Origin of the sequence: Rhizomicrobium sp. (assembly GCA_037200045.1) — a bacterium.
GTDB lineage: Bacteria > Pseudomonadota > Alphaproteobacteria > Micropepsales > Micropepsaceae > Rhizomicrobium.
In genome coordinates, this window is sequence record JBBCHM010000001.1 from 1,248,776 (window position 1) to 1,268,443 (window position 19,668).

At 65.8% G+C, this 19,668-nt stretch carries 29 protein-coding genes and 1 pseudogene; 29 read left to right on the forward strand and 1 reads right to left on the reverse strand.

Annotation, left to right across the window (positions count from 1 at the left end; all coding sequences use genetic code 11):
* Positions 1 to 9: 9 nt before the first annotated feature.
* The 26 genes and pseudogenes from fusA to WDM86_05740 all read left to right on the forward strand — a co-directional run bounded on the left by fusA (position 10) and on the right by WDM86_05740 (position 15,838).
* Positions 10 to 2,082, forward strand: a complete 2,073-nt coding sequence (gene fusA, locus WDM86_05615) for an elongation factor G (GenBank protein ID MEI9989497.1) — start codon at positions 10 to 12, stop codon at positions 2,080 to 2,082.
* A 28-nt stretch (positions 2,083 to 2,110) separates the two neighbouring features.
* Positions 2,111 to 3,301, forward strand: a complete 1,191-nt coding sequence (tuf, locus tag WDM86_05620; GenBank protein ID MEI9989498.1) for an elongation factor Tu — start codon at positions 2,111 to 2,113, stop codon at positions 3,299 to 3,301.
* A 29-nt stretch (positions 3,302 to 3,330) separates the two neighbouring features.
* The gene (gene rpsJ / locus WDM86_05625) at positions 3,331 to 3,639 is read left to right on the forward strand and encodes a 30S ribosomal protein S10 (GenBank protein MEI9989499.1); all 309 of its coding nucleotides are present in this window, start codon (positions 3,331 to 3,333) and stop codon (positions 3,637 to 3,639) included.
* 12 nt (positions 3,640 to 3,651) lie between these two features.
* Positions 3,652 to 4,365: a 50S ribosomal protein L3 gene (gene rplC, locus WDM86_05630; GenBank protein ID MEI9989500.1), complete on the forward strand. Its 714-nt coding sequence runs from the start codon at positions 3,652 to 3,654 to the stop codon at positions 4,363 to 4,365.
* A 1-nt stretch (position 4,366) separates the two neighbouring features.
* Entirely contained in the window at positions 4,367 to 4,987 is a 621-nt protein-coding gene (rplD, locus tag WDM86_05635; protein ID MEI9989501.1) for a 50S ribosomal protein L4, read from the forward strand.
* Positions 4,984 to 5,271 (forward strand): 50S ribosomal protein L23, encoded by a 288-nt coding sequence (locus WDM86_05640; GenBank protein MEI9989502.1) that lies wholly within the window; start codon positions 4,984 to 4,986, stop codon positions 5,269 to 5,271. The genes rplD and WDM86_05640 overlap by 4 nt, the downstream gene beginning before the upstream one ends.
* A gap of 1 nt (position 5,272) precedes the next feature.
* Positions 5,273 to 6,109, forward strand: coding sequence for a 50S ribosomal protein L2 (gene rplB, locus WDM86_05645; protein MEI9989503.1), 837 nt, complete (start codon positions 5,273 to 5,275; stop codon positions 6,107 to 6,109).
* A 3-nt stretch (positions 6,110 to 6,112) separates the two neighbouring features.
* The gene (gene rpsS, locus WDM86_05650) at positions 6,113 to 6,397 is read left to right on the forward strand and encodes a 30S ribosomal protein S19 (GenBank protein MEI9989504.1); all 285 of its coding nucleotides are present in this window, start codon (positions 6,113 to 6,115) and stop codon (positions 6,395 to 6,397) included.
* A gap of 59 nt (positions 6,398 to 6,456) precedes the next feature.
* A pseudogene (gene rplV, locus WDM86_05655) lies at positions 6,457 to 6,762 on the forward strand (50S ribosomal protein L22).
* A 98-nt stretch (positions 6,763 to 6,860) separates the two neighbouring features.
* On the forward strand, positions 6,861 to 7,589 hold the full coding sequence (rpsC, locus tag WDM86_05660) for a 30S ribosomal protein S3 (GenBank protein ID MEI9989505.1): 729 nt from the start codon (positions 6,861 to 6,863) through the stop codon (positions 7,587 to 7,589).
* Between the two features lie 12 nt (positions 7,590 to 7,601).
* A complete protein-coding gene (gene rplP / locus WDM86_05665) occupies positions 7,602 to 8,015 on the forward strand; it encodes a 50S ribosomal protein L16 (protein MEI9989506.1) in 414 nt (137 codons plus the stop codon).
* Between the two features lie 37 nt (positions 8,016 to 8,052).
* Positions 8,053 to 8,268: a 50S ribosomal protein L29 gene (rpmC, locus tag WDM86_05670; protein ID MEI9989507.1), complete on the forward strand. Its 216-nt coding sequence runs from the start codon at positions 8,053 to 8,055 to the stop codon at positions 8,266 to 8,268.
* Between the two features lie 22 nt (positions 8,269 to 8,290).
* Positions 8,291 to 8,530, forward strand: a complete 240-nt coding sequence (gene rpsQ / locus WDM86_05675; GenBank protein ID MEI9989508.1) for a 30S ribosomal protein S17 — start codon at positions 8,291 to 8,293, stop codon at positions 8,528 to 8,530.
* Positions 8,531 to 8,555: 25 nt separating this feature from the next.
* Positions 8,556 to 8,924: a 50S ribosomal protein L14 gene (rplN, locus tag WDM86_05680; protein MEI9989509.1), complete on the forward strand. Its 369-nt coding sequence runs from the start codon at positions 8,556 to 8,558 to the stop codon at positions 8,922 to 8,924.
* On the forward strand, positions 8,924 to 9,241 hold the full coding sequence (rplX, locus tag WDM86_05685) for a 50S ribosomal protein L24 (GenBank protein ID MEI9989510.1): 318 nt from the start codon (positions 8,924 to 8,926) through the stop codon (positions 9,239 to 9,241). Before rplN ends, rplX begins: the two co-directional genes overlap by 1 nt.
* 136 nt (positions 9,242 to 9,377) lie before the next feature.
* Positions 9,378 to 9,917 (forward strand): 50S ribosomal protein L5, encoded by a 540-nt coding sequence (gene rplE / locus WDM86_05690; protein ID MEI9989511.1) that lies wholly within the window; start codon positions 9,378 to 9,380, stop codon positions 9,915 to 9,917.
* An 11-nt stretch (positions 9,918 to 9,928) separates the two neighbouring features.
* Positions 9,929 to 10,234 (forward strand): 30S ribosomal protein S14, encoded by a 306-nt coding sequence (gene rpsN, locus WDM86_05695; protein ID MEI9989512.1) that lies wholly within the window; start codon positions 9,929 to 9,931, stop codon positions 10,232 to 10,234.
* Between the two features lie 14 nt (positions 10,235 to 10,248).
* A complete protein-coding gene (gene rpsH, locus WDM86_05700; protein ID MEI9989513.1) occupies positions 10,249 to 10,647 on the forward strand; it encodes a 30S ribosomal protein S8 in 399 nt (132 codons plus the stop codon).
* Between the two features lie 10 nt (positions 10,648 to 10,657).
* On the forward strand, positions 10,658 to 11,191 hold the full coding sequence (gene rplF / locus WDM86_05705; protein MEI9989514.1) for a 50S ribosomal protein L6: 534 nt from the start codon (positions 10,658 to 10,660) through the stop codon (positions 11,189 to 11,191).
* Positions 11,188 to 11,538, forward strand: a complete 351-nt coding sequence (rplR, locus tag WDM86_05710) for a 50S ribosomal protein L18 (GenBank protein ID MEI9989515.1) — start codon at positions 11,188 to 11,190, stop codon at positions 11,536 to 11,538. Before rplF ends, rplR begins: the two co-directional genes overlap by 4 nt.
* 11 nt (positions 11,539 to 11,549) lie before the next feature.
* Entirely contained in the window at positions 11,550 to 12,149 is a 600-nt protein-coding gene (gene rpsE, locus WDM86_05715; protein MEI9989516.1) for a 30S ribosomal protein S5, read from the forward strand.
* An 11-nt stretch (positions 12,150 to 12,160) separates the two neighbouring features.
* Complete coding sequence (rpmD, locus tag WDM86_05720; protein ID MEI9989517.1) at positions 12,161 to 12,364, forward strand: 50S ribosomal protein L30; 204 nt, start codon at positions 12,161 to 12,163, stop codon at positions 12,362 to 12,364.
* Between the two features lies 1 nt (position 12,365).
* Positions 12,366 to 12,920 (forward strand): 50S ribosomal protein L15, encoded by a 555-nt coding sequence (gene rplO, locus WDM86_05725; protein MEI9989518.1) that lies wholly within the window; start codon positions 12,366 to 12,368, stop codon positions 12,918 to 12,920.
* Between the two features lie 104 nt (positions 12,921 to 13,024).
* The gene (secY, locus tag WDM86_05730) at positions 13,025 to 14,356 is read left to right on the forward strand and encodes a preprotein translocase subunit SecY (protein MEI9989519.1); all 1,332 of its coding nucleotides are present in this window, start codon (positions 13,025 to 13,027) and stop codon (positions 14,354 to 14,356) included.
* Positions 14,353 to 14,931, forward strand: a complete 579-nt coding sequence (locus WDM86_05735) for an adenylate kinase (protein ID MEI9989520.1) — start codon at positions 14,353 to 14,355, stop codon at positions 14,929 to 14,931. Before secY ends, WDM86_05735 begins: the two co-directional genes overlap by 4 nt.
* A gap of 7 nt (positions 14,932 to 14,938) precedes the next feature.
* Positions 14,939 to 15,838 (forward strand): serine hydrolase domain-containing protein, encoded by a 900-nt coding sequence (locus WDM86_05740; GenBank protein ID MEI9989521.1) that lies wholly within the window; start codon positions 14,939 to 14,941, stop codon positions 15,836 to 15,838.
* A gap of 3 nt (positions 15,839 to 15,841) precedes the next feature.
* Here the strand turns inward: WDM86_05740 and WDM86_05745 are convergent, their stop codons facing one another.
* Positions 15,842 to 17,971, reverse strand: a complete 2,130-nt coding sequence (locus tag WDM86_05745; protein ID MEI9989522.1) for an LpqB family beta-propeller domain-containing protein — start codon at positions 17,969 to 17,971, stop codon at positions 15,842 to 15,844.
* Positions 17,972 to 18,224: 253 nt separating this feature from the next.
* Between WDM86_05745 and WDM86_05750 the strand changes: the two genes are divergently transcribed.
* The 3 genes from WDM86_05750 to rpsK all read left to right on the forward strand — a co-directional run bounded on the left by WDM86_05750 (position 18,225) and on the right by rpsK (position 19,624).
* Positions 18,225 to 18,554 carry a UrcA family protein gene (locus WDM86_05750; GenBank protein ID MEI9989523.1) on the forward strand — a complete coding sequence of 110 codons (330 nt, stop codon included), beginning with the start codon at positions 18,225 to 18,227 and terminating at the stop codon, positions 18,552 to 18,554.
* A gap of 277 nt (positions 18,555 to 18,831) precedes the next feature.
* On the forward strand, positions 18,832 to 19,209 hold the full coding sequence (gene rpsM, locus WDM86_05755; protein ID MEI9989524.1) for a 30S ribosomal protein S13: 378 nt from the start codon (positions 18,832 to 18,834) through the stop codon (positions 19,207 to 19,209).
* A 4-nt stretch (positions 19,210 to 19,213) separates the two neighbouring features.
* Complete coding sequence (rpsK, locus tag WDM86_05760; protein MEI9989525.1) at positions 19,214 to 19,624, forward strand: 30S ribosomal protein S11; 411 nt, start codon at positions 19,214 to 19,216, stop codon at positions 19,622 to 19,624.
* Positions 19,625 to 19,668: the final 44 nt, after the last annotated feature.

Consider the following 19,668-nt stretch of genomic DNA (forward strand, 5'->3'; position numbering starts at 1 on the left):
GAGTCTCCCATGGCCCGCGTCACCCCGCTCGAAAACTACCGCAATATCGGCATCGCCGCGCATATCGACGCCGGCAAGACGACCACGACCGAGCGCATCCTCTATTACACCGGCAAGAGCCATAAGATCGGCGAAGTGCACGACGGCGCCGCCACCATGGACTTCATGGAGCAGGAGCAGGAGCGCGGCATCACGATCACCTCCGCCGCCACGACGTGCTTCTGGAAGGACCACCGGATCAACATCATCGACACGCCCGGCCATGTCGATTTCACCATCGAGGTCGAGCGTTCGATGCGCGTGCTCGACGGCGCGGTCGCCGTGTTCGACGCCGTCGCCGGCGTCGAGCCGCAGTCCGAGACCGTGTGGCGCCAGGCCGACAAATATCACGTGCCGCGCATCTGCTTCGTCAACAAGATGGATCGCACCGGCGCGAACTTCCAGCGCTGCGTCGACATGATGATCGACCGCCTCGGCACCCGCCCGATGATCATCACCTGGCCGGTCGGCTCGGAATCCGAATTCAAGGGCATCATCGACATCGTCAAGATGAAGGCGCTGATCTGGAAGGAAGAGCAGCTCGGCGCGAAATACGACGAGGTCGAGATCCCGGACGAATACGCCGACAAGGCGAAGGAACTGCGCGCCGCTCTGGTCGACATGGCGGTCGAGCAGGACGACGACGTGATGACGGCTTATCTCGACGGCACCGAGCCGTCGGAAGCCGATCTGAAGCGCTGCATCCGCAAGGGCGCGATGTCGTTCGCCTTCGTGCCGGTGATGTGCGGCTCGGCGTTCAAGAACAAGGGCGTGCAGCCCCTGCTCGACGCCGTCGTCGACTACCTGCCGTCGCCGCTCGACATCCCGCCGGTCAAGGGCGTCGACCTCAAGGGCAACGAAGTCGAGCGCCCCGCCGACGACAAGGCGCCGTTCGCCGGCCTCGCCTTCAAGATCATGGACGATCCCTTCGTCGGCTCGATCACCTTCGTGCGCGTCTATTCGGGCTCGATCACCTCGGGCACCGGCGCGCTCAACTCGGTCAAGGACAAGACCGAGCGCGTCGGCCGCATGCTGCTGATGCACGCGAATTCCCGCGAGGACGTGAAAGAGGCCAATGCCGGCGACATCGTCGCCTTCGCGGGCCTCAAGCTGACGACCACGGGCGAGACGCTGTGCGATCCCAACAATCCGGTGATCCTGGAGCGCATGGAATTCCCCGATCCGGTCATCGAGGTCGCGATCGAGCCGAAGACCAAGGCCGACCAGGAGAAGATGGGCATGGCGCTGGTGCGCCTGGCGCAGGAGGATCCGTCCTTCCGCGTCTCGACCGACCAGGAATCCGGCCAGACCATCCTCAAGGGCATGGGCGAGCTGCACCTGGAGATCAAGGTCGACATCCTGCGCCGCACCTACAAGGTCGAGGCCAATGTCGGCGCGCCGCAGGTGGCTTATCGCGAGACCCTCAGTCGTCCGGTTTCGATCAAGTACACCCACAAGAAGCAGACCGGCGGTTCGGGCCAGTTCGCCGAAGTGTCGATCGATTTCGCGCCGCTGGAGCCGGGTGCCGGCTTCGTGTTCGAGAACGACATCGTCGGCGGCTCGATCCCGAAGGAGTTCATCCCCTCGGTCGAAAAGGGCCTGAAGGCGCAGAAGGAATCCGGCCTGCTCGCCGGCTTCCCGGTGATCGACTTCAAGGCGACGCTGACCGACGGCAAGTACCACGAGGTGGATTCCAACGCGCTCACCTTCGACATCGCGGCGCGCGCGGCGTTCCGCGAGCTCGCCAGCAAGGGCGTCGTCAAGCTGCTCGAGCCGATCATGAAGGTCGAGGTCGTGACGCCGGACGAGTTCACCGGCGGCGTGATCGGCGATCTGCTCGGCCGCCGCGGCCAGGTGCAGGGCCAGGACACCCGCGGCAACGCGGCGGTGATCTCCGCCATGGTGCCGCTCGCCAACATGTTCGGATACATCAACCAGCTGCGCTCGCAGACCCAGGGTCGCGCGCAGTATTCGATGGAATTCGATCATTACAGCCAGGTGCCGCAGACCATCGCGGACGAGATCAAAGCCAAGTACGCCTAATCACGCGCCACATCGACCGGAGAATAAAATGGCGAAAGCTAAATTCGAGCGTAACAAGCCGCACTGCAACATCGGGACGATCGGCCATGTCGACCATGGCAAGACGTCCTTGACGGCCGCCATCACCAAGGTCCTGGCCGAGACGGGCGGGGCGACGTTCACCGCCTATGACCAGATCGACAAGGCGCCGGAAGAGAAGGCGCGCGGCATCACGATCTCCACGGCGCATGTGGAATACGAGACCGCGAACCGCCACTACGCCCATGTCGACTGCCCCGGCCACGCCGATTACGTGAAGAACATGATCACCGGCGCCGCCCAGATGGACGGCGGCATCCTGGTGGTGTCGGCGGCCGACGGCCCGATGCCGCAGACCCGCGAGCACATCCTTCTGGCCCGCCAGGTCGGCGTGCCGGCGCTGGTGGTGTTCCTGAACAAGTGCGACATGGTCGACGATCCGGAGCTGTTGGAGCTGGTGGAGATGGAAGTGCGCGAGCTGCTTTCGTCGTATCAGTTCCCGGGCGACGACATCCCGATCATCCGCGGCAGTGCCCTGATGGCGCTGGAAGACAAGAACAAGGAGATGGGCCACGACGCGATCCTGAAGCTGATGGCGGAAGTGGATCGCTACATCCCCCAGCCGGAGCGTCCGATCGACCAGCCCTTCCTGATGCCGATCGAGGACGTGTTCTCGATCTCGGGCCGGGGAACTGTGGTCACGGGAAGAGTCGAGCGCGGCATCGTGAAGGTCGGCGAGACGGTGGAGATCATCGGCATCCGTCCCACGTCCTCGACCACGGTCACGGGCGTCGAGATGTTCAGGAAGCTGCTGGATCAGGGCCAGGCGGGCGACAACATCGGCGCGCTGCTGCGCGGCGTCGAGCGCGAGGGCGTGGAGCGCGGCCAGGTTCTGGCCAAGCCGGGCTCGGTGACGCCGCACACGAATTTCACGGCGGAGATCTACGTGCTGACGAAGGACGAGGGCGGCCGTCACACGCCGTTCTTCGCGAACTATCGTCCGCAGTTCTATTTCCGCACGACGGACGTGACCGGCATCGTGAAGCTTCCGGAAGGCACCGAGATGGTGATGCCGGGAGACAACGTGTCGATCGAGGTCGAGCTGATCGTTCCGATCGCGATGGAAGAGAAGCTGCGCTTCGCCATCCGCGAGGGCGGCCGCACCGTCGGCTCGGGCGTCGTCGCCAAGATCATCAAGTAAGCGGAATACGGATCGAAGGTCTAAAAGACATGCAAAATCAGAACATCCGCATCAGGCTGAAGGCCTTCGATCACCGCATCCTCGACAATTCGACGCGGGAAATCGTCAACACGGCCAAGCGCACCGGCGCCCAGGTTCGCGGTCCCATACCGCTGCCCACCGGCATCGAGCGCTTCACCGTGAACCGGTCCCCGCACATCGACAAAAAGAGCCGCGAGCAGTTCGAAATCCGGACCCACAAGCGTCTCCTCGACATCATCGACCCCACGCCGCAGACCGTCGACGCTTTGATGAAGCTCGACCTCGCGGCCGGCGTCGACGTCGAGATCAAGCTTTAAGGAGTGAGCGCGATGCGCACAGGCGTCATCACGCAGAAGGTCGGCATGACCCGTCTGTTTCTGGACGATGGACGGCACGTGCCCGTCACCGTCCTCAAGCTGGACGGCTGTCAGGTCGTCTCCACGCGTACGGAAGACAAGGACGGCTACACCGCGGTGCAGCTCGGTTCCGGCTTCGCCAAGGCGAAGAACCTGACCAAGGCCGATCGCGGCAACTTCGCGAAGGCCGAAGTGGAGCCCAAGCGCAAGCTTGCGGAATTCCGCGTCGACGCCGGCAATATGCTGGAGGTCGGTGACACTTTGAAGGCGGACCACTTCGTGCCCGGCCAGAAAGTCGACGTCACCGGCGTTACCATCGGCCGCGGCTTCACCGGCGCGATGAAGCGGTGGAATTTCCGCGGCCTCGAAGCGTCGCACGGCGTGTCGATCTCGCACCGCTCGCTGGGCGGCACGGGCGGCCGCCAGGACCCGGGCAAGACCTTCAAGAACAAGAAGATGCACGGCCATTACGGCGTGGACAACGTCACGACGCAGAACCTCGAAATCGCGAAAGTCGATGTCGAGCGCGGCCTGATCATGGTTCGCGGCGCGGTGCCGGGCCACAAGGGCGGCTGGGTCATGGTGCGCGACGCGGTCAAGCGTCCGCACAAGGACGTGCCGATGCCGGCTTCGGTCGCCAAGCGCGCCGTTGCGGCGAAGGCGCCCGAAGCAAAGGTTGGGGGCTAAGATGAAGACCAAGGTCCTCAAACTCGACAACACCTCGGGCGGCGACGACGTCGAGCTCAACGACGCCATTTTCGGGCTTGAGCCGCGCGCCGATCTGATCCAGCGCGTCGTCGTCTGGCAGCTCGCCAAGCGCCGCTCCGGCCAGCACAAGACGCTGACCCGCGCCGAGATCAACCGAACCAAGCACCGCTTCGGCAAGCAGAAGGGCGGCGGCACCGCCCGTCACGGCGCCCGTTCGGCTCCGCTGTTCGTCGGCGGCGCCAAGGCGATGGGTCCGGTCAGCCACAGCCACGAATTCGACCTGCCCAAGAAGGTCCGCGCGCTCGGCCTGCGCCACGCGCTGTCGGCCAAGGCGAAGTCCGGCTCGATCGTCGTGCTCGACGAGGCCAAGTCCGCCGCGGTCAAGACCGGCGCGCTGGCCAAGCAGTTCGCCGGCCTCGGCCTCACGAAGATGCTGATCATCGATGGCACGTTCGACAAGAATTTTGAACTGTCGGCGCGCAATCTCAGCCATGTCGCGCTGCTGCCGGCCGCCGGCCTCAACGTCTACGACATCGTCCGCAACGACAAGCTGGTCCTGACCAAGGCCGCCTTGACCGCGATCGAGGAGAGGCTCGCATGACCTATCACCACGACGTCATCCTCTCGCCGGTGATCACCGAAAAGGCGACCAAGCTGACCGAGACCAACCAGGTCGTGTTCCGCGTGCCGTTGAACGCCACCAAGCCGAAGATCGCCGCCGCGGTCGCCGAGCTGTTCAAGGTCAAGGTCAAGGCGGTGAACACGGTCACGGTCAAGGGCAAGAAGAAGCTCGCCCGCGGCAAGCCGTACAAGCGCAGCGATTTCAAGAAAGCGATCGTGACCCTCGAGCCGGGCCACCAGATCGACATCACGACGGGACTCTGAGATGGCGCTGAAACAATACAAGCCCACGACGCCCGGCCAGCGCCAATTGGTGCTGATCGACCGCTCCGGCCTGCACAAGGGCGGACCGGTGAAGGCGCTGACCGAGGGCAAGCATTCCCATGGCGGGCGCAACAACACCGGCCGCGTCGTCGTGCGCTGGCAGGGCGGCGGCCACAAGCAGCGCTATCGCATCGTCGATTTCAAGCGCCGCAAGTTCAACGCGCCCGCGACGGTCGAGCGCCTGGAATACGATCCCAACCGCACCTCCTTCATCGCCCTCATCAAGTACAAGGACGGCGAACTGGCCTACATCCTGGCGCCGCAGCGCCTCGCCGTCGGCGACAGCGTCGTCTCGGGTGAGAAGGTCGACGTGAAGCCGGGCAATGCGATGCCGCTCTCGGCCATGCCGGTCGGCACCATCGTGCACAATATCGAGATGAAGCCGGGCAAGGGCGGCCAGATCGCCCGCTCCGCCGGCACCTATGCGCAGTATCTCGGCCGCGACGCCGGCTACGCGCTGATGCGCCTGAACTCGGGCGAAGTGCGCAAGGTCGCGCTGACCTGCATGGCGACGGTGGGCGCGGTGTCGAACCCAGACCACATGAACGAAGTGATCGGCAAGGCCGGCCGCAACGTCTGGAAGGGCAAGCGCCCGTCGGTGCGCGGCACCGCGATGAACCCGATCGACCATCCCCATGGCGGCGGCGAAGGCCGCACCAAGGGCGGCCGTCATCCGGTCACCCCCTGGGGCAAGGGCACCAAGGGCAACAAGACCCGCACGAACAAGCGCACCACGAAATTCATCGTGCGTACGCGCAAAGGCAAGGCACAGGGCTAGGCAATGACGAGATCTGTTTGGAAAGGCCCGTTCGTCGACGGCTATCTGCTGAAGAAGGCGGAGACCGCGCGCAATTCCGGCCGCAAGGACGTGATCAAGACCTGGTCGCGCCGCTCGACGATCCTGCCGCAATTCGTCGGCGTGACCTTCGGCGTCTACAACGGCAAGAAGCACATCCCGGTGCTGGTGACGGAAGACATGGTCGGCCACAAGCTCGGCGAGTTCTCGCCGACCCGCACCTTCTCCGGCCATTCCGGCGGCGGCGACAAGAAAGCGAAGAGGGGCTAATGGGCAAGCAATCCCGCGCGCGCGTTCTGCCGGATACCCACGCCAAGGCGGTGGGCCTGATGATCCGCACCAGCCCGCGCAAGCTGAACCTCGTGGCGCAGACGATCCGCGGCCAGAAGGTCGAGAGCGCGCTGAACACGCTCACCTTCTCGCCCAAGCGCGTCGCCAAGGTGGTCAAGAAGGTCCTGCAGTCGGCGATCGCCAACGCGGAGAACAATCACGATCTCGATGTCGACGATCTCTTCGTCTCGGAGGCATCCGTCGGCAAGAACCTCGTGATGAAGCGCTTCATGGCCCGCGCGCGCGGCCGCGGCGCGGGAATCCAGAAGCCGTTCTCCCAGATCACCATCGTGGTCCAGGAGAAGCGCGAAGAAGCCGAAGACAAGACAGCGAAGGGCAAGGGCAAGAAGAAGCCCGCCGCCAAGAAGCCCGTGGCCAAGGCCGCGGCTGAGGAGACCGCCTAATGGGTCAGAAAGTTAATCCGATCGGGCTTCGCCTGGGCATCAACCGGACCTGGGACTCGCGCTGGTACGCGGGCAAGAAGGATTTCGGCCGGCTGCTGCAGGAAGACATCAAGATCCGCGAGTACCTGAGCGAGAAGCTCAAGGCCGCCGGCGTGTCGAAGATCGTCATCGAGCGTCCGCACAAGAAGTGCCGCATCACCATCCACTCGGCGCGTCCGGGCGTGGTCATCGGCAAGAAGGGCGCCGACATCGAGAAGCTGAAGGCCGACGTCCAGAAGTTCACCACGGACGAAGTGCACCTCAACATCGTCGAGATCAGGAAGCCCGAGATCGACGCCAAGCTGGTGGCCGAGAACATCGCCCAGCAGCTCGAGCGCCGCGTCGCCTTCCGCCGCGTGATGAAGCGCGCCGTGCAGTCGGCCCAGCGCCTGGGCGCGCTCGGCATCCGCATCAAGTGCGGCGGCCGCCTCGGCGGCGCCGAGATCGCGCGTGTCGAGTGGTATCACGAGGGCCGCGTTCCCTTGCACACGCTGCGCGCCGACATCGACTACGGCGTCGCGACCGCCAAGACGACCTATGGCACCTGCGGCGTGAAGGTCTGGATCTTCAAGGGCGAGATCATGGAACACGACCCCATGGCCCAGGACAAGCGCGCCGCCGAAGCCGAGCAGAGCCGTGGCGGCGGCGAACGTCGCGAACGCCAGCCGGCGCCCGCGGCAGCCAGTTAAGTAGAGAGCGCCATGCTTCAACCGAAACGCACCAAGTTCAGAAAGCAGTTCAAGGGCCGCATCCACGGCGCCGCGAAGAAGGGCACCGCGCTCAACTTCGGCGCCTTCGGATTGAAGGCGCTGGAGCCGGAGCGCATCACCGCGCGCGAGATCGAGGCGGCCCGCCGTGCCATCACGCGCCAGATGAAGCGCGCCGGCCGCGTGTGGATCCGGGTGTTCCCGGATGTGCCGGTGTCGAAGAAGCCGGCCGAAGTCCGCATGGGCTCGGGCAAGGGCGCGCCGGAATTCTGGGTCGCCAAGATCAAGCCCGGCCGCATCCTGTTCGAGGTCGACGGGGTCGATCACGCGACCGCGAAGGAGGCGATGCGCCTGGGCGCCGCCAAGCTTTCGATCGCGACCAAATTCGTCGCACGCGTGGGTGCTTGAGATGGCCAAGGCGAAGAAGACCGCGAAGAACCAGAAGCTGACGGCGAAGACCTCGTCGAAGGCCGACGACATCCGCGCCAAGACGCCCGACGAACTCGGCACCGAGCTGGTGAAGCTGAAGAAGGAGGCTTTCAACCTCCGCTTCCAGCGCGCCAACGGCCAGCTCGAGAAGACGCATCGCGCCCGGGTGGTCCGCCGGACCATCGCGCGCATCGAAACGGTTTTGACGGAGCAGCGCCGCAAGGCCGGCTGACGGGAATAGAGGACTAAGGGTTATGCCAAAGCGCGTGCTGCAGGGTGTCGTGGTCAGCGACAAGAACAAGAAGACGGTGGTGGTGAAGGTGGAACGCCGCTTCACCCATCCCGTGATGAAGAAGACCGTTCGTCGGTCGAAGAAATACCACGCCCATGACGAGACGGGCGAATACAAGTTGGGCGACATCGTGCGCATCCGCGAGTGCCGGCCGCTTTCCAAGCTGAAGACCTGGGAAGCGTTCGAGCGCGTGGCCAAGTAAGCGCCCAGGACCGGAGTTTTTCACAATGATTCAGATGTCCACCGAACTCGACGTCGCCGACAATTCCGGCGCGCGCCGTGTCATGTGCATCAAGGTGCTCGGCGGCTCGCACCGCCGCTATGCCGAGGTCGGCGACATCATCGTCGTGTCGGTCAAGGAAGCGATCCCGCGCGGGCGCGTGAAGAAGGGCGAGGTCTTGAAGGCCGTCGTCGTGCGCACCGCTCATGGCGTGCGCCGTCCCGACGGCTCGCTGATCCGCTTCGACGGCAACGCCGCGGTGCTGATCAACGCCCAGGGCGAGCCGATCGGCACGCGTATTTTCGGGCCGGTGACGCGAGAGCTGCGCTCCAAGGGCCAGATGAAGATCATTTCGCTCGCGCCGGAGGTGCTGTGATGGCTGCGAAAATCAAGAAGGGCGACCGCGTCGTCGTGACGGCGGGCCGCGACAAGGGCAAGAAGGGCGAAGTGCTCAAGGTGTTCGGCGAGGAGAACCGTGCATTGGTCTCCGGCGTGAACATGGTCAAGCGCCACACCAAGCAGACCCAGCGCGAGCAGGGCGGCATCGTGTCGAAGGAATCGCCGGTGCATATCTCGAACCTGTCGCATGTCGATCCGAAGGACGGCGGCGCGACGCGGATCGGCTGGAAAGCCTTGAACGACGGACGGATGGTGCGTTTCGCCAAGAAGTCCGGTGAGGTCATCGATGTCTGACGCAGGCAGCAAGAATCCGCGCGAGCGGGAAAAGGCCGAGGCGAAAGCCGCCAAGGCCGACAAGAAGGGCGCCAAGCGCGAGGTCAACGCCGGCACCAAGGTCGCCGTCGGCGAGCACGCGCGCGACGCGAACTACGTGCCGCGCTTCAAACAGCGCTACACCGAGGTCATCCGCCCCGAGCTGATGAAGAAGTTCGGCTACACGAACCTCTTGCAGGTTCCGCGGGTCAACAAGGTGGTGCTGAACATCGGCGCCGGCGAGGGCAGCCAGGACACCAAGAAGATCCAGGCCGCGCTCAACGACCTGACGGCGATCGCCGGCCAGAAGGCCGTCATCACCCGGGCCAAGAAGGCGATCTCGACCTTCAAGATCACCGCCGGGCGTCCGGTCGGCGTGAAGGTCACGCTGCGCCGCGACCAGATGTACGAATTCCTCGACCGCCTGATCACCATGGCGCTGCCGCGCGTGCGCGATTTCCGCGGCATCAAGGCGACCAGCTTCGACGGCAAGGGCAACTACGCCATGGGCCTGAAGGAGCACATCGTGTTCGTCGAGATCGACTACGACAAGACCGAGACGGTGTGGGGCATGGACATCATCGTGAACACGTCTGCGAAGACCGACGCGGAGGCGCGCGCGCTTCTCGAAGGCTTCCAATTCCCGTTTGTGAAATAAGGACGAGCCCCATGGCGAAAACCAGCCAGATCAACCGGAACAAGAAGCGCGAGAAGCTTGTGGCGCAGTTCGCCGTCAAGCGCGCGGCGCTGAAGTCGACGGCCGAGAACATGAAGCTGCCGGCCGAGGAGCGTTTCGCCGCAAGGCTGAAGCTGTCCAAGCTGCCGCGCAACTCGTCCAAGGTGCGCATCCATCACCGCTGCGACCTCTCGGGGCGCCCCAAGGGCTATTATCGCAAAGTAAAGCTGTCGCGCATCGCGCTGCGCGATCTGGCGAATTTCGGCCAGATCCCCGGCATGACCAAGGCGAGCTGGTAAGGAGAACGATCGACATGGCAATGACAGATCCCGTCGGCGATCTCCTGGCCCGCATCAGGAACGGCCAGCTTCGCGGCCTCGGCAGCATCAAGTCGCCGAACTCGCGCCTGCGCGTCAGCGTGCTCGACGTCTTGAAGGAAGAAGGCTTCATCCGCGGTTACACCGAGGTCGAGCTGGCCACCGGCAAGCGCGAGATCGAGATCGAATTGAAATATCACGAAGGTCAGCCCGTGATCCGCGAACTCAAGCGCGTGTCCACCCCGGGCCGGCGCGTCTACACCTCGGTGAAGGATTTGAAGCCCCATCGTCAGGGTCTCGGTGTCTCGATCGTCTCCACGCCCCAGGGCGTGATGACCGACACCCATGCCCGCGAGAAGAATGTGGGCGGCGAAGTCCTCTGCCAGGTGTTCTAAGGAGCGAATGATGTCTCGTATCGGCAAGAAGCCGGTTCCGCTGCCGAAGGGCGTCACCGCCACGGTCACCGGCAGGACCGTGTCCGTGAAGGGCCCCAAGGGCGAATTGAAGGTCAACCTCGTGGCCGAGGTCGACGCGTCGGTCGGCGCGGACGGCATCACCGTCACGCCGAACAAGGGCATGGACCGCGCCCCCGCGATGTGGGGCATGAGCCGCACGCTGGTGAACAATCTGGTGGTCGGCGTGACCACGGGCTTCACCTCCAAGCTGGAGATCCAGGGCGTCGGCTATCGCGCCGCGGTGCAGGGCAAGAACCTGAACCTGCAGCTCGGCTTCAGCCATGACGTGGCCTATCCGATCCCGGCCGGCATCACGATCACCGCCGAGAAGCCGACGCTGCTGACCGTCGCCGGCATCGACAAGCAGCTCGTCGGCCAGGTCGCGGCCGAGATCCGCGCCTACCGCAAGCCGGAGCCCTACAAGGGCAAGGGCGTGCGCTACGAAGGCGAGTATGTCCGCCGCAAGGAAGGCAAGAAGAAATGACGAAGGACCTGTTCGGCCGCCGCAAGTCGCGGACCCGCTTCAAGCTCACCAGCCATGCCTATGGCCGGCCGCGGCTGTCGGTGTTCCGCTCGGGCAAGCACATCTACGCCCAGGTCATCGACGACCGCGCCCAGGCGACGCTCGCCGCCGCCTCGACCAACGAGAAGGAAGGCAAGGCGCCGAAGACCTACAACATCGACGCGGCCTCCAGCGTCGGCAAGAAGATCGCCGAGCGCGCGATCGCGGCCGGCGTCAAGCAGGTCGTGTTCGACCGCGGCGGCTACATCTATCACGGGCGCATCAAGGCGCTGGCAGACGCGGCCCGCGAAGGCGGCCTGGAATTTTGAGGACCTGAGATATGGCACGTGAAGAAGGCAGTGAGGGCGGCGGACGCGAGCGCCGCGGTCGGCGCGAACACCGCAACGACCGCGAGGAGCGCGACAACGAGTTCGTCGACAAGCTCGTCCACATCAACCGCGTCGCGAAGGTCGTGAAGGGCGGTCGCCGCTTCGGCTTCGCCGCTCTCGTGGTCGTCGGCGACCAGCGCGGCCGCGTCGGTTACGGCCATGGCAAGGCGCGCGAGGTGCCCGAGGCCATCCGCAAGGCGACCGAAGAGGCCAAGAAGTCCCTGATCCGCGTGCCGCTGAAGGACGGGCGCACGCTGCATCACGAAGTGCGCGGCCATCACGGCGCCGGCAAGGTGATCGTGCGTCCGGCGCCGGCCGGTACCGGCGTGATCGCCGGCGGCCCGTTGCGCGCGGTGTTCGAGGCGCTCGGCGTCGGCGACGTGGTGTGCAAGTCGATGGGTTCCTCGAACCCGTACAACATGGTGCGCGCGATCTTCGACGGCCTGATGAACCAGCAGTCGCCGCGCATGGTCGCCCAGCGCCGCGGCCGCAGCGTGACGGAAATCCTGGCCCGCCGCGAAGGCAGCAAGGCCGAACAGGCGAGCGCCTAAGGAACAAGACGATGGCTGAGAAGAAGACAGGAAAGACGGTAACGGTCCGCCAGGTTCGCAGCGCGGCCCGCCGCCCCGCGATCCAGACCGCGACCCTCAAAGGCCTCGGCCTGGGCAAGATGCATCGCGTCCGCACGCTGGAGGATACGCCTTCGGTGCGCGGCATGATCAAATCGATCGGTCACCTCGTGGAAGTGGTCGAGGAAGGCAAGTAAGATGAAGCTCAACGAAATCGCCAACAATCCCGGCGCCCACAAGCGCAAGGACAAGGTCGGGCGCGGCTCGTCCTCCGGCCTCGGCAAGACGTCCGGTCGCGGCGTCAAGGGCGCCAAGGCCCGCACGGGAAACCAGGTGCATGGCTTCGAAGGCGGCCAGATGCCGCTGCACATGCGCATGCCCAAGCGCGGCTTCAACAACATCTTCGCCAACGATTTCGCGGAGCTGAACCTCGGCCGCCTGCAAAAGGCGATCGACGACAAGAAGCTCGATATCTCCGCCAAGATCGACGGCGAGGCGCTGCGCAAGGCCGGCATCGTGCACAAGAGCCGCGACGGCGTGCGCCTGCTCGGCAAGGGCGAGTTCACCGCCAGGCTGGACATCGAAGTCGCCGGCGCCTCGGCTTCCGCTAAGGAAGCCATCGAGAAGGCGGGCGGCACGCTGACCACGACCTTCAAGAAGGCCAATTACATGAACAAGAAGGGCCAGCCCGGCAAGCGCAAGGTCCGCCGGGCCGAGGCCGCGGAAAAGCGCGCGGCGCGGAACGCCAGCTGATCTGTGGCATCCCTGCCACGCGGGGATGCCCAATGGCCGCACTTGCGCTTGTCGCGGAGCGAGGGCGACCAGATATAGAGTCGACCCCGAACCGGGAGTGAGACATGGCTTCAGCAGCCGAACAATTGGCCGCCAATTTCAATTTCAGCAATTTCGGCAAGGCGACCGAGTTGCGCCAGCGCCTGCTGTTCACGCTCGGCGCGCTGGTCGTCGCGCGGCTGGGAACCTACATCCCGATGCCCGGGATCGATCCGGCGGAACTCGCGCGGCAGCTGACGCAGCAGAGCGGCGGCCTGCTCGATGTGTTCAACGTGTTGGCGGGCGGCGCGATCAGCCGCATGGCGATCTTCTCGCTCGGCATCATGCCCTACATTTCCGCCTCGATCATCATCCAGCTGATGACGACGGTCATCCCCGAGCTCGATAACCTGAAGAAGGAAGGCGAGGCCGGCCGCAAGATCATCAACCAGTACACCCGCTACGGCACGGTGGGCCTGGCGGCGATCCAGGCCTATGGCATCGCGCTCGGCCTCGAACATTGGGGCCATGTCGTCATCGCGCCCGGATTGTTCTTCCGCCTGTCGGCGGTGATCACGCTGACCGGCGGCACCGTCCTTCTGATGTGGATCGGCGAGCAGATCACCTCGCGCGGCGTCGGCAACGGCATCTCGCTCATCATCTTCGCCGGCATCGTGGCGCGCTTCCCACAATATATCGGCCAGGCGTTCGAATCGCTGCGCACCGGCGCCATCGGCCCGATGACGCTCATCCTCGGCACCGCCGCGGTCGTCGCCCTCGTCACCGGCATCGTGTTCATGGAGCGCGCCCAGCGCCGGCTCCTGGTCCAGTATCCCAAGCGACAAGTCGGCAACAAGATGTATGGCGGGGAATCCTCGCATCTGCCGCTGAAGCTCAACGTCTCCGGCGTCATCCCGCCGATCTTCGCGTCCTCGATCCTGCTCTTGCCGACCACGGTCGCCGGCTTCAACGCGCAGAACATCCCCGACTGGCTGCAGACCATCGTGCAGTATCTCAGCCACGGCCAGCCGCTCTATCTCATCCTCTACGCGCTGATGATCCTGTTCTTCTCGTTCTTCTACACCTCGATCGTCTTCAATCCGGAGGAGACGGCGGACAATCTGAAGAAATATGGCGGCTTCATCCCCGGCATCCGGCCCGGCAAGAAGACGGCCGAGCACATCGACTATGTGCTGACGCGCATCACGGTGATCGGCGCGCTCTATCTGACGGTGGTCTGCCTGATCCCCGAGATCACGACGACCTATTACGCCATTCCGTTCTATCTCGGCGGCACGTCGATCCTGATCGTGGTCAGCGTGACCATGGACACGGTTGCGCAGATCCAGAGCCATCTGATCGCGCAGCAATATGAGGGCCTCATCAAGAAGGCCAAGCTACGGGGAGCGCGTCGTTGAATATCGTTCTGTTCGGGCCTCCGGGCGCCGGCAAGGGGACCCAGGCCAAGATCCTCCAGGAGAAGCGCGGCCTGCCGCAGCTTTCGACCGGCGACATGCTGCGCGCCGCGGTGAAGGCCGGCACGCCGCTCGGCAAGCAGGTCGACGTGATCCTGACCAAGGGCGACCTCGTCCCCGACGAGATCGTCATCGCCATCATCGCCGAACGCTACGACCAGAAGGACTGCTTCGCCGGCGGCGTGTTCGACGGCTTCCCGCGCACCATCCCGCAGGCCCAGGCGCTCGACGCCATGCTGGCCGCGCGGGCCAAGAAGATCGACGTCGTCCTCGAACTGAAGGTCGACGACAAGGTGCTGCTGCAGCGCGTCGAGCAGCGCATCAAGGCGGGCGGCATCCTGCGCTCCGACGACACGCCGGAGACGCTCGCCCGGCGGCTTGAGGTCTATTACGCCAACACCGCTCCATTGCTCGACTATTACGGCAAGCAGGGCAAGGTCGTGACGATCGACGGCATGCTGCCGATCGCCGACGTGACCAAGGCCATCGCCGCCGCGCTCGACGCCAAGGCCCATTGATCCGGCGATGAGAAGGGTCTGGCGCGGCGGTATCCTGCTCGCGCTGCTGTCCTGCCTGTCGTCGCCCGCGTTGGCCGGGGCGCTCGCCGCGCGTCTCGACGGCGTGGTCCAGGCGGCGGATGGCCGCTTCTCCGGCGCCATTCTGATAGAGCGGGACGGCGCCATCGTCTTCGACAAGGCCTATGGCATGGCGAACGCGGCCGCCGGCCTCGCGAACCGCTCCTCGACCAGCTTCCACATCGGCACCCTGTCGATGCAGTACACCGCCGTCACGATCCTGCATTTGGTGGAGACCCGCCGGCTCGCGCTCGACAACACCGCCGACCAGTTCGTGCCCGGCGCGCCCGCCGTCACGCTGCAGGCGCTTCTGGCCACCGCTCCCGAGGCGCCGGACGCGGTCGCCAATTACGAGCTGCTCGCCCGCATCGCGGCGGCGGCGACCGGCAAATCCTTCGCCGAGGTCGAGGACGCCGCGGCCTTCGGCTCGGTCTGGCTGACCGGCACCGGCCTCGACGACGGTGTGCCCTCCAACGAAAGCCGTTTTGCCAAGGGCTATGTCCTGGCCGACGGTCAGTTGAAACCGGTCGCGGCCGATTGGGCCGCGCTGACCGGCGCCGCCTCGGCCTACACCACGACGCGCGACGAGCTGCACTGGCTGGACCGCTTCTTCGGCGACGAACTCGTTACGGCCGATACGCGCAAGGCGATGACGCCGGCCGGCCATGGCTGGCACCAGGGCGGGCGCTTCGGCGCGGATTCCCATTGGGCGGCGGGCACCGCGCCCGGCTTCTCGTCCTTCGTGCTGCGCCGGCCCGGCCTGACCGTCATTGTGCTGGAAAACATCGGCGCCGCGCCGGCCGAGGCGCTCGCCGGCGATCTGATCGCCGCGCTCGACGCGCGCGAATAATCGTCAGCGCTTCAGCGTGACGAGATCGATATTGGTGTCGCGGGCCACGGCGGCGACATAGGCGATCCCGCCGGTCTTGGGATCGACCGCGAAGGTGCTTTGCGGATCGGCGCCGGGCGCATAGGCGAGTATCCGGTCGGGACCGCCCGTCACCGGCCGCGCCAGGATCCGCGGGCTCCGGCTCGCCGCGAAGTCCGGTATCAGGACGTCGGCGCCCAGGAACTGCAGCGGCTGGGCGCTGGTTCCCGGATATTTGTCGTCGATGCGCGTCACGCCACCATCGATCCGCCAGATGCCCGGCGTGTCGGCGCGGGTCGCGAATGTCCCGTTGCTCAGGATCGTGACACCGTCCCATTGGTGGGCCGCCGCCGGCGTCCGCCGCTTCAGGTCGGGCAGATCGAGCCGGAAGGTGTGCAGCGCAAACCTGTCGAAATAGATCAGCCCGTTGCCGTCCGGCGTCCAGGTCGGCATGCCGAAGCCCATGCTCGGCAGGTCGATCGATGCGATGCCGGCGCCCTGGGCCGTCAGCACCCGCAACGTCACGCCGGTGCGTCCGCCCGCGATCACGAGCGCCAACCGGGTCCCGTCCGGCGACCAGCGCAGGCGCGAAAATGGCGTGAGGCCGCCGGCAAGAAGCTGCACCGGCGCCGCTCCGGGCTTCATCGTCCAGACGGCGTTTTCGCCGGACCGGTTCGACAGGAAGGCGAGCGTCCCGTCGGGCGCATAGGTGACGGCCCAGGTCTGGCCGTTCGCCGGATCGATGATGTCCGGATCGGCGCGCGGGATGGGGCTCGCCCGCGCCAGGTTCGTGCGCCCGACATCGGTTTCGATGGCCAGCAATCCGCCGGCGCCGGCGGCGATGTCGCGGCTTCTGACCGCCGTCGCGTAGACCAGATAAGGGGTCCGTCCGTCGCGCGGATAGGCCCAGATTTCGCTGCCGACGTCGCTCGATCTGTCCACCAGGACGGTCTGCGAATCGTCCGTCCAGCTTATGGCGGACAAAATCCCGACCTTGCCCAGCGTTTGCTCGGTGCCGTCCGCGAGATCGCGGACGACGATGTCGAGACGGGAGTAGCCCTCCTCATGCAGATACGAAAGCTGCTTTCCGTCGGGGGAGGTGGCCAGCGAGGGAATGATCTGCAGCGTCTTTCCGGATGTCGATGAAGGGTTCTGCGCGACAACGGAGTCCCGCGTGCCCGTATCGACATTCAGCCGCCATATTCCGTCGCCGCCCGATGCCGTTCTGTCGGTGTAGTAGATGAACGGGCTGTCGGCCTGCCAGGAGATCGACGCGGTCGGCGCGTCCTTGCATCGCCCGGCCTCCCGCGCGACGCCGGCCGGAACCGTCGTGATCATGATCCGGCAGGGCTGTCCCGGCTCGGCCGCGACATAGGCCAGGCGCGCGCCGTCCGAGGACCAGCTCGGCGACTGATCGTCATAGGCATCGTTGGTGATCCGCAGAGCTTCGCCGCCCAGGATGCTGCGCACATAGATCTCGCGCGATAGCAGGTCGGGCCCGGCCGAATAGGCCAGCATCGCGCCATTGGGCGAAAACGCCGGGTCGCCCTCGAGCGCCAGGGTCGAGATGAAGGCGCGGACCTGTTCGACGTGCCAGTGCCGTACCGGCCAGGCCAGCCAGACCAGATACGCCGCCAGGCCGACCACCAGCACGGCCGTGCCGATGGCCAACCCGATGATCGGCCGCATCCGCGACGCGCTCCTGGCTTGGAATTGTCGGGGCGCGGGATCGGCGATGGCCGAGGTCCGGCCGGCCGGCGGCGGCGTCTTGGCGCGCAGTCGATAGCCGATGCGCGGGATCGTATCGATGGCGAAGCTGGCGCCGTCATCCAGCTCGGACAGCCGCCGCAGGCGGCCGATGGCGCGGTTGATCGCGTCCTCGCCGACGATCCGCCCCTCCCAGCAGCGCGCGATCAGGTCGTCGCGCGATACCACCGCGCCGCCGGCGTCGGCCAGCGCGACCAGGACCTGCATGATGCGCGGTTCGAGGGTCTCGCGGCCGCCGGGATGTTCGACCTCTCGAATCGACGGCCGCACCGTCATCCGGCCGAGCGGGAAGTCCCGGGCATGCGCCAGGTCGATCTCGCCCGTCGGGGGATTGGCCTGATCGCTCACGGCCACCCGCTCTCGGCTCTGGTCCGCATGGAAGAAGTCATCGCCCGCCGCCGTCGATAGGTAGTGCCCAATCGCCAGGACTTCTACCGCGTTCCCCCGCCCGGACGCATCGCCTGGCGCGATTTGCCCCCATCGGCAAGGCATCGGCGGCGGATCGGCGATCCATCGGCCCGCCCACCAAGCGGCGGGGGCAGGGCGCGGCGTACCTGGTGCCCGCCGACGCAAGTCCAACCGAACCCACGGAGTTCCGCCCATGATCCGTCCTCTCGCTTCCGCCGCCCTGGCGCTCGCCCTCTGCGCCACCGCCATCCAGGCCCAGCCGCGCCAGACCAGCGTCTCCCTGGCCGGGCTCAACCTCTCCAGCCTCGCCGATGCCCGGACGCTGGACAGCCGCATCCACGACGCCGCCGTGCAGGTCTGCGGGCCGGCCGGCTACCAGCCGGGGCAGGGCATTGCCCAGTTCATGGAGGCGCGGGAGACCGCCGCCGCCTGCGTCCGCCAGGCCGAAGCGGCGGCGCGGCTGCAGCTCGCCGGCCTGCGCAAGACGCCCGCCCCCTACAGCGTGGCGGCTTCGGGCAACTAGCCTCCCTCATGGCTTGTTGCTAGGAGTCGTCTCCGCGGGCGCCCGATGGCACTCGGGCGCCCGCGGAACCTTGGTTTTCCGCGGCAAAAATAAGCCGTCCCAGCCTGTTGACTGAGGGGGGTGCATTAATATACTCCGCGCCCTCGCGGCAGAACTCCTGTCCAATTTGGCGGCTTTGGGTCCTTTTTCGATAAAGGGCGCGCTGGCGGTTTGGAGCGGCTCTGACGCCATTCAATTGTGTAGGCCTCAAAAAGGCTTACGGAACGCGGAGCACAACGTGGCACGTATCGCCGGCGTCAATATTCCCACCCAGAAGCGGGTCGAGATCGGCCTTCGCTACATCCATGGCATCGGCCCGGCCAAGGCCAAGGAAATCATCGAGAAGGTCGGCATCGCGCCGAGCCGCCGCGTCCACGATTTGACCGACGCCGAGATCATCCAGATCCGCGAGGCGATCGACCGCGACTATCTCGTCGAGGGCGACCTGCGCCGCGAAGTGGCGATGAACATCAAGCGCCTGATGGACCTCGGCTGCTATCGCGGCCTGCGCCACCGCAAGGGCCTGCCGGTCCGCGGCCAGCGCACCCACACCAACGCACGCACGCGCAAGGGCCCCGCGAAGGCCATCGCCGGCAAGAAGAAAGTGACCAAGTAAACCGATGGCTACTCCCGCAGCGGCAGACAAGAAGGGTGCCGGCCGCACCCGCAAGAAGGAAAAGAAGAACGTCGTGGTCGGCGTGGCGCATGTCGCCGCGACCTTCAACAACACGATCATCACCATCACCGACCAGCAGGGCAACGCCATCTCGTGGTCGTCCGCCGGCATGATGGGCTTCAAGGGCTCGCGCAAGTCGACGCCCTACGCCGCCCAGGTCGCCGCCGAGGACGCCGCCAAGAAGGCCGTCGATCACGGCATGCGCAGCCTCGAAGTGGAAGTCTCGGGCCCCGGCTCGGGCCGCGAATCCGCGCTGCGCGCGCTCCAGGCCGTCGGCCTGATCGTCACCTCGATCCGCGACGTGACGCCGATCCCGCACAATGGCTGCCGGCCGCCCAAGCGCCGCAGAGTCTGAGGCCGGAAGAAGAATTCGAGAGCTGTCCCCAAGAACCCTTCGTC